Here is a 14248-nt window from a genome sequence, read left to right on the forward strand (position 1 = left end):
CGTACATCGACGCAGTTCACAGCGGGTAGGAGTCCCCCATGGAAGGAACCGTGACACTGAACCTGCTGATGGCGCTGGTGCTGCTCGTCGGGATCCTCGCCCTGATCGGCACCGTGGGCATGCTGATGAAGCACGAGAGCGACCGGGCCCACCGGTGACCCCGGCGGGCAGGACCGACCAGAGCGGAATCGAACGGACCGGAACGGAAGCGGACGGACACACGGGAGGGGCGCCCCGCACGGGGCGCCCCTCCTGTCGTTCCCGATGCGTGCGGCGCGGTCGCCGCACCCACCGCTACCAGCGCAGCTGCGCGGCCACGCCTTCGTCGTCCGACAGCTCCTCCGCCGCCTTCTCCGGAAGCACCGTCACCTCGGACCCGTTGGCGAGCGCCATCTCGATCATCCGCTCGCCCATGTCGCGCTCGGGCTCCATCTCCGCCTTGTCGACGCCCGGGGGCACCTCGCCCTGGGGGAAGTAGGCGCCGTCGGGCGACCGCAGGCCCGCCATGCGGGCGGCCCCGTCGAGGAACAGGTGCGCCACCCGCGCTTCGCGGAAGGCCCCCAGCACGTCGCTCAGCCCCACGGCGCCGGCGCCGCCGGACAGGGCCGCGTCCCGCGCCTTGTGCGCCGCGTCCCGGGCCCGCTGCACGCGCACCGCCTCGATCTCCGGGCCGATCTGCGCGGCGATCTCCGGCGGCGTGCGGGTCTCCACCACCTGCCCCAGCACGATGATGTCCCGGTGGCTGTCCTGGGCGAAGCGCCCCCGCAGCGGCTCGGTCAGCTGCGGCTCGCCGGTGATGGCCACCGACGACCACCCGCACTCGTCGGCGATCCGCTTGAGCTGCGGGCGCATGTCGTTCAGGTACCGCAGCATGTGCTCGGCGACCTTGTGGTTGAAGCGGTCGATCTGCCCCGAGGCGCGGTTGAACGTGCGCGGGTGGCTGCGCGCGGGGCCGCGCATCTCGCGCCAGTCCTCCTCGTCGAGCTCGATCGGGATCCAGGTGATGTCCTTGGCGATACCGAAGCGCATGTCCACCACGCGCACCCCGTCCGCCGACACCGCCAGCACACCGGCCGGGGCGCCGGTGGCCACCGCCGCGGCCAGCGGCCGCAGGTAGGCGGTTCGCTCCAGCACCGCGCAGTCCTCCAGCGGCATCTGCATCGTGTACACCCGCACGTCGTCGCTGCTGACCGGGGCGAACAGGGCGCGGCCCACGCCCGACTCGGAGCCGCTGTCCAGGACATCGTCGAGCTGCGGGCGCAGCGCCTCCAGCCGCGCGAGGACCGCCTCCTTGCGCCGCTTGTCCCCGTTGGAGCTCACCTCGTTGCGCAAGGCGGTGATCTCGTTGGCGATCTGCAGGCGCCACGCGGGGGAGGACGACCGGTCGCGCGGGTCGGCGGTGGCGTAGACGGACAGCACCCCCATGTCGTCCGTCATCGTCGCAAGGTCTCGGAGCGATGTCTGGTCAAGGAGCACGTTCATCCCGCCAATCGTCGCGATGTGCTCTCCCCGGAGGGCCGGGGTGAGATCCCTTCCTGCATAACAGGAGATCAGGACGCGTATCAACGGCCGGTCGGGATCGCACCATGCCGGATCCAAGAAATCCGCCCGCCCGGTGTGACAAGGCGGCGGCGCCCCAGGAGAATGCAGCGTGGACAATCCGACGAAGATGGACAAGGCAACGTGACGACCTCTATCGAACAGCGGATCGCCGAGGAGCTCGGGGTCGCCGGGAAGCAGACGGCGGCCGCCATCGGGCTGCTCGACGAGGGCAGCACCGTCCCGTTCATCGCCCGGTACCGCAAGGAGGCCACCGGGGGCCTGGACGACGCCCAGCTGCGCACCCTCGAAGAGCGCCTGCGCTACCTGCGGGAGCTGGAGGAGCGGCGCACCAGCGTGCTGGAGTCGATCGACTCCCAGGGCAAGCTCACCGACGAGCTCCGGGCGAGCATCATGGCGGCCGACTCCAAGGCCCGCCTGGAGGACATCTACCTGCCCTACAAGCCCAAGCGGCGGACCAAGGCGCAGATCGCCCGCGAGGCGGGCCTGGAGCCGCTGGCCGACCTGCTGCTGGGCGACCCCGCGCAGGACCCCGACGGCGCCGCCGCGCCCTACGCCGACGCCGACAAGGGGGTGGCCGACGCCAAGGCCGCGCTCGACGGCGCCCGCGCCATCCTCGTCGAGCGCTTCGCCGAGGACGCCGACCTCGTCGGCGACCTGCGCGAGCGCATGTGGGAGCGGGGCCGGGCGGTGTCCCGGGTCAAGGAGGGCAAGGAGCAGGAGGGCGAGAAGTTCGCCGACTACTTCGACTTCTCCGAGCCGCTGACCGCGCTGCCCGCGCACCGGGTGCTGGCGCTGTTCCGCGGGGAGAAGGAGGACGTGCTCGCCCTGACCCTGGACCCCGAGCCCGAGGACGCCGGCGAGGGCGCCGAGCCGGGCCCAACGGTCTACGAGCGGGCGATCGCCTCCCGGTACGACATCGCCGACCGGGGCCGCCCGGCCGACCGGTGGCTGCTGGACACGGTCCGCTGGGCCTGGCGCACGCGGGTGTTCGTGCGCCTGGACATCGACCTGCGGATGCGGCTGTGGCAGGCGGCCGAGGACGAGGGCGTGCGCGTGTTCGCGGCGAACCTGCGCGACCTGCTGCTGGCCGCCCCGGCCGGGCAGCGCGCCACCATCGGCCTGGACCCGGGCCTGCGCACCGGGGTGAAGGTGGCGGTGACCGACGGCACCGGCAAGGTGGTGGCCACCGACACGGTCTACCCGCACGCGCCGCGCAACCGCTGGGACGAGTCGATCGCCGCCCTGGCGAAGCTGGCCGCCGAGCACGGGGCCGAGCTGGTGGCGATCGGCAACGGCACCGCCTCGCGGGAGACCGACCGGCTGGCCGCCGACCTGATCAAGCGCCACCCGGAGCTGAAGCTCACCAAGGTGATGGTGTCCGAGGCGGGCGCGTCGGTGTACTCGGCCTCCGCCTACGCCTCCCAGGAGCTTCCGGAGCTGGACGTGTCGCTGCGCGGGGCGGTGTCCATCGCGCGGCGGCTCCAGGACCCGCTGGCCGAGCTGGTCAAGATCGACCCCAAGTCGATCGGGGTCGGCCAGTACCAGCACGACATCTCCGAGGCGAAGCTGTCGCGGACCCTGGACGGCGTGGTCGAGGACTGTGTGAACGCGGTGGGCGTGGACGTCAACACCGCCTCGGCGCCGCTGCTGACGCGGGTGTCGGGCATCGGGTCGACGCTGGCCGACAACATCGTGGCGCACCGGGACGGCAACGGGCCGTTCCGCACCCGCGGCGACCTGAAGCAGGTGGCGCGGCTCGGACCGAAGGCGTTCGAGCAGTGCGCCGGCTTCCTGCGCATCCCCGGCGGGGACGACCCGCTGGACGCCTCCAGCGTGCACCCGGAGGCCTACCCGGTGGTGCGGCGCATCATCGACCGCACCGGGGCGGGGCTGACCGACCTGATCGGCGACGGGAAGCGGCTGCGGGGGCTGCGCCCGGAGGACTTCACCGACGAGGCGTTCGGCGTGCCGACGGTCAGCGACATCCTCAAGGAGCTGGAGAAGCCGGGCCGCGACCCGCGCCCGGCGTTCGCCACGGCGGCCTTCAAGGAGGGCGTGGAGACGCTGTCCGACCTGGAGCCGGGGATGGTCCTGGAGGGGACGGTCACCAACGTGGCCGCCTTCGGGGCGTTCGTGGACGTGGGCGTCCACCAGGACGGGCTGGTGCACGTGTCGGCGATGGCCAAGCGGTTCGTGGAGGACCCGAGGGAGATCGTCAAGCCCGGCGACATCGTGCGGGTGAAGGTGATGGACGTCGATGTTCGGCGCAAGCGGATCTCGCTGACGATGCGCCTGGACGACGAGGTCGAGGGCACCGCCAAGGGCGGCGGCGCCGAGGGCGAGGCCGGTTCCGGCGGCGGTGGCGGACGGGGCGGCCAGGGCCGCCGCGGCGCGAACGGCCAGGGCGGCCGCGGCGGCGGTGGCGGTGGCCAGCGCGGCGGCAAGTCCGGTGGCGGCGGGGGCAAGGGCCGCGGCGGCAGGCCCGGCGGCGCCTCCGAGCCGAGCGGCGCCATGGCCGACGCCCTCCGCAAGGCGGGCCTGGACAAGCTGCGCTGATCGCACGGTCCACACGGTCGCCCTGAGCAGGGCCGCCGGATCCGGAGCGGGCGGGGACCTACCCCCGCCCGCTCCGTCGTGTAAAGGGACCGACGTACCGGGCCGGGGGACCTCGGTCGCCGCTTTTCCGGGACCAAGGCCGTCGAAATGCCGCACCCACCCGCTTTTGCCATGCATTGCCCTTTATCTCCACTCCTGCGCACTAGGCTTGCCTCCTCTTTGCGGAGTGGACGCTGTGGCTGAAGCGAAGCGGGTGACCATCATGGCCGCGGATGACAAGCCCTTCACGGACCCGGCCGCACGACGGCGGGCACGTGCACGGAACCGGGAGAGGGATCCGGCCCCCTCCTCCCCCGCCCGAAGAGGCGGCCCCGGACGCGCGCCGCGGGCGGTGGCGGCGGGGTGCCTCATCGCACTGGCGCTGGCAGGGTGCGCGCTCGACGACCCCGCCGCGGTGGACACGGGGGGCGGTGCGGCCGAGCCGGCGCCCTCGGAACCCGCCGAGCCGAGCGTTCCCGACGGGGTCCCGGAGGACGCCCAGGCCGCCGAAGTCGAAGAGGTCACCGGTGCCGACGCGGTGAGGGTGCTGGCGCTCGGCGGCGGGACGGACGGCCCGCTTCCCGAAGGGGAGAGCACGGAAGTGCTGCTCTCCGGGATCGACGCCCCCGCCTCCGGGGAGTGCTTCGCGGACGAGGCCGCGGACCGTACCGATCTGCTCCTCGCTCCGGGGGAGACCGTCTACATCGGCGACGCCGACGACACCGGTGACGGCCTGCTCGCCCACGTGTGGAGCGCCGACGGCACCTGGGTCAACGAGGACCTCCTCAGCAGCGGGCACGCCGAGTACGCGTCGGCGGACGGCTCGTCCGACCGGGCGGCCGACCTCCGGGAGGCGGCGGACGCGGCCGAACAGGCGGGCGAAGGGCTGTGGACCGAGTGCGCGCCGGAGCCGCCACCCGAGCCGGAACCGCCCCAGGAGCCGGAGGAGCCCGCCGCCCCGGAGGTGGAGGAACCGGAGCCGGCGGAGCCCGCCGAACCCGCGGAGCCCGAGGAGCCCGCCGCGCCGGACGACGGGATCATCATGGCCCCGTCCGGAAAGCACTACGCGGCCGGGCAGTTCTGCAAGCACGACCACCTGGGCCAGACCACCCAGGACGCGTCGGGCCACACCCTGCTCTGCGCCTTCCACGACGGCGAGGCCAACGCCCGCTGGAAGCGCGTGTGAGCCCGGGCCGTCCCCGGACGCCACCGGCGGGGCCCACGGCGCCGAGCACAGCGCCCTGCGGTGTCGCCGGTGCGTCTGTGGTCACGGACGGGTCCGCACCGGTGGCACATCGGGGGCGGCCGGAGCCGCCCGCCGAAGGACGCCCCACCGGTCAGGGCTCCACAGCCGGGCGGGGACCGGCCCGTAGCCGTGAGCAGCGGGACGACCTGGCCGGACGAGTCTCACCATTCCAGCGCAGGCGACCTCGAACCGCCGTGCCGTGTCCGGCACCGCCCGGCGGAGCGGGCGGTGAGACCTCCCGCGCCGCCGCCGAACGGTCCCTGCCCGTCCAGCCCCGGCAGGAGAGGGCTTCCGCTCCCCCGGCGGGCCGCTGGGCCCCGCCGGGGCTCAGGTGCTCGTCAGGATCACCAGTCGGCCGGTCGCCCTGGTCATCGCGACGTAGCGGTCGACCGCCCCCGCGATGCCGTCGCCGAAGGAGTCGGGGTCGACCAGCACCACCAGGTCGAACTCCAGCCCCTTCACCAGCTCCGGGGAGAGCGACCGGACCCGGGGGCGCTCCCGCAGGTCCGGGGCGCCGATCACGCACGCCGTCCCCTCCGCGTTCTCGGCGAGCCAGGCGTCGACGACCTCCTCCAGATCGGACGCCGCCCCGTGCGCGACCGGCACGCCGCCGCTGCGGATGGACATCGGCACGTTGGCGTCCGGAAGGGCCGCGCGGATGACCGGTTCGGCCTCGGCCATGACCTCCTCCGGCGTCCGGTAGTTGATGCTCAGGGACGCCATCGCGATCCGGTCGAACCCGGCCCGCTCCAGCCGCTCGCGCCACGACTCGGTGAACCCGTGCCGGGCCTGGGCCCGGTCGCCGACGATGGTGAAGCTCCGGGACGGGCAGCGCCGCATCAGCATCCGCCACTCGGCGTCGGTCAGCTCCTGCGCCTCGTCGACGACGATGTGCGCGAACGGCCCGGCGAGCAGGTCCCGGTCGGCGCTCGGGAGCGCCCCCTCGTCCACCAGGGTCTCCTGAAGGTCCTCGCCGAGGAGCATCGTCACGGCGCCCTCACCGTCGTCGTCGGCGGCGACGATGTCGTCGATGACGGCGGCCATGCGCGCGCGTTCGGCCGCCGCCGAGGAGCGGCGCTCACGCTCCCGCCGCGCAGCCCGCGGGTCGCCGAGCCGCTGCCGCGCCGCGTCCAGGATCGGCAGGTCGGACACGGTCCAGGCGTGCGGGTCGGGCCGCTGCAGCCTGCGCACCTCCTCGATGTCCAGCCCCGGCGCGCACATGCGCAGGTAGGCGGGGACGGTCCACAGGTCGCCGACGAGGTCGGCCGGCTCCAGCAGCGGCCAGGCCCGGCCCAGGGCCCGGATCAGCTCGGGGCTGCGCAGCAGCGCCGCCCGGACCGCCGCGTTCGGCGCGTCCCCGTCCTCGGGGTCGGCGAGCGCGTCCGCCCCGATCGCGGCCAGCTCGGCGAGGATCTGCCCGCGCGCCTCGTTGTGCGGGGTGCCCGGCTCCACGGCGTCGAAGGCCTCGGCCCAGTCGCGGGCGGTCAGACGGACGTCGCCCCAGTCGGTGGCGACCGTGACCGCCTCCTCGGGCGGGCGCTCGTAGAACCGGACGGCCGGTTCGACCGCCCCGGCCAGGACGGCGGAGGCCTTGAGCCGGGCGACCTCCGGGTCGGCCTCGGGCGGCGCGTCCTCCCCTTCCGCGACGAGGTCGCGCACGGTGCAGGTGAGGACGCCCTCCTCGCCGAGGCTGGGCAGCACGTCGGAGACGTAGGCCAGGTAGGGCCGGTGCGGGCCGACGAACAGGACCCCGCCGCGGCGGTGGCCCAGGCGGGGGTCGGCGTAGAGCAGGTGGGCGGTGCGGTGCAGGGCGACGACGGTCTTGCCGGTGCCGGGGCCGCCGTCGACGACGAGGGCGCCGTCGGACCCGGCGCGGATGACGGCGTTCTGGTCGGCCTGGATGGTGCCGAGGACGTCGCGCATGCGCTCGGACCGGTTGGCGCCCAGGCTCGCGATGAAGGCGGACTGGTCGTCGAGCGCAGCGTGGCCCTCCAGCCCGTCCTCGGTGAAGACCTCGTCCCAGTAGTCGGTGATGCGGCCGCCGCTCCAGCGGTACCGGCGGCGGCTGGCCAGGCCCATCGGGTCGGCGTGGGTGGCGGCGAAGAAGGGCTCGGCGGCGGGCGAGCGCCAGTCGACCAGGAGGCGGCGGCCCTCGGCGTCGGTCAGGCCGAGCCGGCCGATGTAGACGGGGCCGGTCCCGTCGGCGGCCACGATGCGGCCCAGGCACAGGTCGAGGCCGAAGCGGCGCAGGGTGCGCAGGCGGGCGGCGAGGCGGTGCACCTCCAGGTCGCGGTCGAGGGCGGCGCGGCCCTTGCCGCCGGGGGCGCGGCGGGCGGCGTCGAGGCGGTCGGACAGGTCGGCGGCGGACGCTTCCAAGGTGCGGGCGACGGCGGCGAAGTGGCGCTCGTCGTCGGCGGTCATCGCGGGGTCGGCCTTGCCGGGGCGGTCCTCGGCGAGGGCGGAGAGGTCGAAGGCGCTCGCGGCCTGGGTCGTCACGGAGTCCCCCGGGGTGCGTGTGCTGGTCACAGGCGACGATTGTGCGCCCCGACCGGGGTCTTGCCGCAAGCCCCGGGGTGCGCTATAGATTGAGAGTGGCAAGGAGGACCCTGCCCCTGACCGTCCACAATGGACGGTGATCTTCTCCCCCTCTCCCGCCGGTCGCAATGTCACCACCGGGGCACATACTTCACTGGACGGCCAGACGGCACCGCCGGGTGCCGCCGGTGCCGGCAGTGGCGTGACGGGGGGATCCACCATGGCCGAGATCGTCGTCTTCCACCATGCGCTGGGCCTGACGCCCGGGGTCCGCGCGTTCGCCGAGGGACTGGGCCGGGCGGGGCACCGGGTCCACGTACCCGACCTGTACGAGGGGCGGTTGTTCGGGGCCCTGGAGGAGGGGGTGGCCCACGCGCAGGAGATCGGGATCGGCGCCTTCATCGAGCGCGGGACCGCCGCCGCGGAGAGCGCGGCGTCCGCACCGGTGTGCGTCGGGTTCTCGTTGGGCGTGCTGCCCGCCCAGAAGTACGCCCAGACCGCGCCGGGGGTGAGGGGAGCCGTCCTGCTGGAGGCGTGCGTCCCGCGCTCGGAGTTCGGCCCCGCGTGGCCGAGCGGCGTCCCGGTGCAGGTCCACGGCATGGACGCGGACCCGTTCTTCGCCGGCGAGGGCGACCTGGAGGCCGCGATGGCCCTGGCGGAGGAGTCGCCGGATGCGGAGGTGTTCCTGTACCCGGGCGACCGGCACCTGTTCACCGACAGCGGCCTGGCGTCCTACGACCCGACGGCGGCGGAGCAGGTGAGGAAGCGCGTGCTGGCCTTCCTCGCCCGCATCGACGCCGCCCCGGACGCGACACCATCGTGAGCCGGGGGCGATACCCGCCCCACGCCCTCTTCCGGGTGTGCTCCGGGCATCGTCCGGCCGGGCGGACTCACAGGCGTTCGTCCGGGTCTCGGGGGTCGATCCTGGGGGCCGGGGGGTGCTGGGGCGCCTGGTCCTGGCCGGTAGGCCGGTCTCCCTCTCCCCCGGTGGGCCCGCCTTCGATGTCCGACGCGGGGCCCGGCGCACCGTTGTGGTGTGGGCCCTCCGGCGGGACGCCGTTCGCGGGTTGGGCGCCGTCTCCACCGCCGTCGCCCGGGCGGGCCGACCGGTGCAGGCGCACCCCGGCCCAGCTCACGCCCAGCAGGACGGCGCCCGCGATGGCCAGGATCGCCGCCGCCGACACCTGCCCGTCGGTCAGCTCCCACACCATCTGCGGCACGCCGATGGTCGCGGCGATCGTGCCGAACACCAGCAGCACCCCGGCGCGGCGCCATGCGTACAGGCCGAAGAAGGCCACCGCCAGCCCGAGCACGCCCAGGTAGCTCCACGGGGTCGGCAGCACCTCCGCCGCCGCCAGGGCCGTGCCCGCCCCCAGGCCGACCGCGGTCCCCCGCTCGACCACCAGCCCCGACAGCGCCGCCGCGATCCACACCGCGCCGAGCAGGATGTAGCCGGTCCCGTTGACCGCCATCTCCTCCTGTCCGGCGAACAGGATCCCGCCGCTCAGGCCCATCGCCTCCAGGAGCCGCCGCAGCACCCCCGCCACGAGGACCGTGCTCATCGCCCAGGCGGCCACCACGCCCGGCGCCGACCGCACGAGGACGTACCCGCCGGCCGCCACCGCCAGGCCCACACCGCCCGCCACCAGGAGCGGGTCCTCCCAGAGCGGCAGCATCGAGGAGAAGAACACCTGGACCGCGGCCAGCGCCGCCACCGACGCCAGCGCGAACAGCGTCCCGCCGACGCGGCGCTTGACCTTGGGCAGCCGGTCCCGGGGAACGGCCATGGCCCTCGGCCCGCCCGCCATCGCCATCCCGGCCAGGGCCAGGACCGGGACCGCCGCCGCGAGCAGGGCGACACGGACGGCGTCGCCGAGGTCCTCCCAAGAGGTGGCGGCGAACGTGGCGACGGCGGCGAGCAGCAGGCCCCCGCCGATGTAGCCGACGACCTCCGACCAACGCACCCCCGCCGCCGCCTGCGCCCGGTCCAGTTCGCTGCTGACCGCCTGGGCCTGGCCCGCGGTGATGACGCCCTGCTCGACGAGCCGTCCCAGCGCCGCCTCCCTGGCGCGCCGCGCGTCGTCCGACACCGTGCCCCGCCTTCCGCCGTTTTCGAATCCGTGGGCTGCGGCGCCGGAACGCCGTCCTCGTTCCGGCGCCGCCTTGCGTCCATCCCACCACGCGCGCCCCGCCCGTGGATGAGTACCGGTACTCAACCCCGTGCGTCCGAGGGGTCGGCGGCTCCAGGGCTCAGCGGTCCCGGAGTGTCGGACGGCGCGAGTAGAGCACCTCGGCGGCGCGCAGGAGCGCGCGGTCGTGGCCGGGGGCGGCGAGCAGGCCCACGCCCGCGCTCCGGCCGCCGGGAAGGCCTTCGGCGTCGACGGGGACGGTGAGCTGCGGTGCTCCGGCCAGGCTCGCCGGAGTCGACAGGCGCACCGTCGTGGCCCGGAAGCGCTTGCGTTCGTCGAGTCCGGCTCCGCGCCGCAGGGCGCCGTCCGCCAGGACCGGCAGGGCGATCACCGCCCCGGGAGGGCAGACGCGCGCGAAGGTGTCCCGGTAGTGGGCGCGGGCGGCCTCGTCGGCCTTCCGGTCGGCGAGGGGCGCGGCGGCCAGCGATTCGCAGCGGCGCAGGCGTTCCCGCACGTCGGCATCGAGCGCGTCGGCGTTGGCGGTGACCCATTCGGCGTGCTCGTCCCAGATCTCGCGGGACTGGAGGCGCGCGAAGAGCTCGGTGTGCGCGGTGCCGACCAGCCCGGTCAGGTCGGCGCGCAGGAGCGGCAGCCCGAGGTCTCCGGCGAGGAGCACGGCGAGACCGTGCACCGCCCGCACGGTGGCCTCGGAGGTCTGGGGCGGGAAGTCGTCCGGGAGGTGGACCGCGGTGATGCCGTGTTCCTCGGCGCCCAGGCCCGGCGGCCCCCCTTCGACCGCGTCGAAGGCGGCCCGCAGCGGGCCCGGTTCACGGGCGAACAGGCCGACCGTGTCGAATGAGGGGGCCAGCGGGAGCACCCCGGCGGCGTCGAGGGCCCCGTGGGTCGGCCGGAGCCCGAGGATGCCGCAGCAGGCGGCGGGCACGCGCACCGAACCGGCGGTGTCGGTGCCCAGCGCGATGTCGGCGGCGCCCCCGGCGACGGCCGAGGCGCTTCCCGAGGACGACCCGCCGGTGTGGCGGTCGGGGTGCGCCGGATTGAGCGGGTGCGCCCCCTCCCCCACATTCCCGACGACGGAGTAGGCGAGCTGGTCGAGCTTGGCCATCCCGACGAGGTGGGCCCCCGCCGAGCGCAGAGCGGTGACGGCCGGGGCCGTCTCCTCCGCGGGGCCATGGGTGGCCCGCCAGCGGGGGTGCCCGAACGAGGAGGTGTGACCGGCGACGGCGAAGAGGTCCTTGGCGGCGAACCCGGCCCCGCTCAGCGGCCCATCGGCGAGCGGTTCGAGGCCGAAGGTATCCGGCACCCAGCAGTGGAGGCCGTCGCCGGTCCTGGTCGTCCCACCCATCCGCGGCCCCCGCCCCTCCGCTCATGCACCACCGGAGCCCTGAGCATAGCCACCGAGGGGATGGTCAGGAGCGCATCCGCCAAACGTTCAGGATCGCCTCCCCCAGCCACGCCATATAGGAACACCCCCGCATGCGCGGGGAGCAGAGGTACCCCTTCGGAGTGCGCACCCGCCGCCGGGGTTCATCCCCGCGTGCGCGGGGAGCAGCCCGTGGCCGAACTGCTCACGATGGTGTTCGCGGGTCCATCCCCGCATGCGCGGGGAGCAGCTCCCGCTCCCCGGCGTCCCGGCCGCGGGTGAGGGTCCATCCCCGCATGCGCGGGGAGCAGTCTCGTTGACCTGGGACTACTCGCCAAGCAACCTCTTGTTTTGAACTACTTCCGACAGGCCACCTCCTCGTAGGCGCCTCCCCCGGCGCTCACGGCCGGGGGAGGCGGGACGCGGAATCAGGTGTGTCAGCCCCCGTACTCGGTGCGGATGCGGTCGGCGAAGTGGGCGAATTCGGCGCCGTGGAGGAAGGCGGACTTCATCGTCGCCGGGTCGGCCTTGCCGGTCCCCGCGATGTCGAAGGCCGTTCCGTGGTCGACCGAGGTGCGCAGGATCGGCAGGCCCACGGTCACCGAGATCGTGCCGTCGAAGTCGAACGTCTTCGCCGCGATGTGCCCCTGGTCGTGGTACTGCGACAGCACGCCGTCGAACCGCCCCTGAAGGAGCTGGTGGAACACCGAGTCCGCCGGGACCGGCCCCGCCACGTCGGCGCCGCGCCCCCGCATGCGCTCCACGGCCGGGGCCAGGTGCTCGATCTCCTCGTCGCCGAAGGCCCCGTTCTCTCCGCCGTGCGGGTTGATCGCGGCCACCGCCAGCCTCGGCTCGTCGTGGCCGAACACGCGCAGCGCCGTCAGGGCCTCCTCGATCGCGGCGGTCTGCTGCTCCACGCTCACCTGGTCCAGCGCCTTGCGGAGGGACACGTGCCGCGTCGCGAAGAAGATCTTCTTGCCGCGCACCACGAACATGGTGTTCTGCCGGGTGGTGCCGGTCAGCGCGCCGAGCATCTCGGTGTGGCCGAGGTGCTCGCTTCCCGCCGCCCAGATGGCCTCCTTGTTGATGGGCCCGGTGACGATCCCCGACACCTCGCGGTCCATCGCCGCCTTCGTGGCGACCTCGATGGCGCGCACGGCGGCGGCGCCCGCACGCCGGTCGACCTCGCCCCAGGGGAGCTCGGTGTCGCCGAGGGCGCCGATGTCGTAGCAGTCGATGACGCCGTCGCGCTCCTCGGGCAGGTCGGTCCAGGAGTCCAGGGCGCGGACCTCCACGTCGAGCCCGCACACCTGCGCGGCGCGGCGCAGTACCGCCGGGTCGGCGGCGACGACACCGCGCGCGGAGGCGCCGGAGCCCACCTGTGCCAGGGTGCGCACGGTGATCTCCGGGCCGATGCCGACCGGGTCGCCGACGGTGACGGCAAGGGTCGGTCGTTCAGTCATGGCGGGTTCCCTCCCTGTTCGGTGGCCGGGGCTCCTCCTCCGCGCCCCGGCCGGTGCGTCATGCGCACGTGCGGCCTCCACGGCCGGTCACGTGTTCTCCTGCTGCTCCTGCGGTTCGCCGCGGCGGAGCTCCGCGGGCACCGTGCGGGCCCGCGCGCGGGCGGTGGTCCGCAGCCGGGACAGGCACTCGTTGAGGGTGCCTTCCTCGCCGACCATGCCGCCCTTGGTGACGACCGGGACGCCGTCGAAGGCTCCCCCGGCGAGGGAGCCGTGCACCGCGAGGGGCACGACCTCCCCGCCGACCTCGAAGGCGTGGGCGCCGAGGGCGTCCAGCACCGCCGAGGTGACGTCCCCGCCGCTGGTGTAGAGCCCCGAGGGGGCCGGGGCGCGGCCGAGCACGTCGGCCACCAGGGCCGCGAGCCGACCGGGCAGCGCACGCTTGGCCTCGTGGGACAGTTCCACGACGTCGCGCGCGCTGGAAGCGGTGCGCACCACCACGGCCTCGGGGAAGGCGGCGTCGCGCAGTTGCGCCTCAAGGCGGCGCGCGACCGACGCGGTGTGCCCGCCGTCCCCTTCGGCCAGGGCCCGCGCGTCGACGTCGACGAAGCGGACCCCTCCCGCCCGGGCGGCGGCCTCCAGTTGGCGCCGGGTCAGCTCGGTGGCGCTGCCCACGACCGCCAGCAGCGGGCCGAGCGCGCCGCCGCCCCCGCTGAGGCCGAGCGCCTCGGCGAGCATCGCGCCGCAGGGGCCGGGGTCGACCGCCAGCCACACGGTGCCGTCGCGGCGGTGCACCTCGGCGGCAGCGGCGGCGACCGCCGCCAGGTGCCCCTCGGTGAGCGCGTCGCACAGCACCACCGGCTCGTCCCCTTCGGCGAGCCGGTCGGCCAGCGCCGGGCCGGTGACCTCCCGCAGCGGCACGTGCCGCACCGCGAGGCCGCTCTGCCGGCCGACGATCTCGGTGACGACGCTGCCGGTGACCGGGCTGAGCGGGTCCATCGCCAGCTCGGTCTCCTCAAGCGGGACGCCGTCGAGCAGCTGCACGCCGTCGGCGGTGACCCGCCCCGAGGCGGGGAAGGCGGGGGCGAGCAGCGCCCGCACCCGCGCCCGGCCGGGGGTGCGCTCGCGCACCGCCCGCCAGGCCGCCTCCAGCTCGGCGCCGACGTTGCCGCGCAGGGTGGTGTCGGTGCGCTTGACCACCAGCGGGACGGGGCCCTCCCGCCACACCGCGTCGATGGTGGCCGCCACCAGGCCCGCCGCCTCGGCGGCGGGCAGGTGGCGGCTGTCCAGGTCGGCGACGACCACGTCGAACTCGGCGGCGGCGCGCGGCGCGTGCGAG

The 14248-nt window shown here is 74.8% G+C and carries 9 protein-coding genes; 3 read left to right on the top strand and 6 right to left on the bottom strand.

What is annotated here, in order from left to right; genetic code table 11:
• Positions 1-294 precede the first annotated feature (294 nt).
• Positions 295-1437, bottom strand: coding sequence for a VLRF1 family aeRF1-type release factor (locus tag O4J56_RS20950; RefSeq protein ID WP_270687941.1), 1143 nt, complete (start codon positions 1435-1437; stop codon positions 295-297).
• 246 nt (positions 1438-1683) lie between these two features.
• Between O4J56_RS20950 and O4J56_RS20955 the strand changes: the two genes are divergently transcribed.
• Both O4J56_RS20955 and O4J56_RS20960 read left to right on the top strand, forming a co-directional pair.
• Entirely contained in the window at positions 1684-4119 is a 2436-nt protein-coding gene (locus tag O4J56_RS20955) for a Tex family protein (protein WP_270687942.1), read from the top strand.
• Between the two features lie 235 nt (positions 4120-4354).
• Positions 4355-5344: a thermonuclease family protein gene (locus O4J56_RS20960; RefSeq protein ID WP_270687943.1), complete on the top strand. Its 990-nt coding sequence runs from the start codon at positions 4355-4357 to the stop codon at positions 5342-5344.
• Positions 5345-5731: 387 nt separating this feature from the next.
• Here the strand turns inward: O4J56_RS20960 and helR are convergent, their stop codons facing one another.
• Positions 5732-7900, bottom strand: a complete 2169-nt coding sequence (helR, locus tag O4J56_RS20965; RefSeq protein WP_270687956.1) for an RNA polymerase recycling motor ATPase HelR — start codon at positions 7898-7900, stop codon at positions 5732-5734.
• Positions 7901-8159: 259 nt separating this feature from the next.
• Between helR and O4J56_RS20970 the strand changes: the two genes are divergently transcribed.
• Complete coding sequence (locus tag O4J56_RS20970; RefSeq protein ID WP_270687945.1) at positions 8160-8762, top strand: dienelactone hydrolase family protein; 603 nt, start codon at positions 8160-8162, stop codon at positions 8760-8762.
• Between the two features lie 67 nt (positions 8763-8829).
• Here the strand turns inward: O4J56_RS20970 and O4J56_RS20975 are convergent, their stop codons facing one another.
• The 4 genes from O4J56_RS20975 to O4J56_RS20990 form a co-directional block, all read right to left on the bottom strand.
• Positions 8830-10029 (bottom strand): DUF2157 domain-containing protein, encoded by a 1200-nt coding sequence (locus O4J56_RS20975; RefSeq protein ID WP_270687947.1) that lies wholly within the window; start codon positions 10027-10029, stop codon positions 8830-8832.
• A gap of 160 nt (positions 10030-10189) precedes the next feature.
• Positions 10190-11431 (bottom strand): amidase family protein, encoded by a 1242-nt coding sequence (locus O4J56_RS20980; RefSeq protein WP_270687948.1) that lies wholly within the window; start codon positions 11429-11431, stop codon positions 10190-10192.
• 455 nt (positions 11432-11886) lie between these two features.
• Complete coding sequence (gene pdxA, locus O4J56_RS20985; protein ID WP_270687950.1) at positions 11887-12912, bottom strand: 4-hydroxythreonine-4-phosphate dehydrogenase PdxA; 1026 nt, start codon at positions 12910-12912, stop codon at positions 11887-11889.
• Between the two features lie 87 nt (positions 12913-12999).
• On the bottom strand, positions 13000-14248 hold a 1249-nt coding region (locus O4J56_RS20990), incomplete at its 5' end, for a four-carbon acid sugar kinase family protein (protein WP_270687952.1).

This window comes from Nocardiopsis endophytica (genome assembly GCF_027706725.1).
GTDB classification, from domain to species: Bacteria; Actinomycetota; Actinomycetes; order Streptosporangiales; family Streptosporangiaceae; genus Nocardiopsis_A; species Nocardiopsis_A endophytica.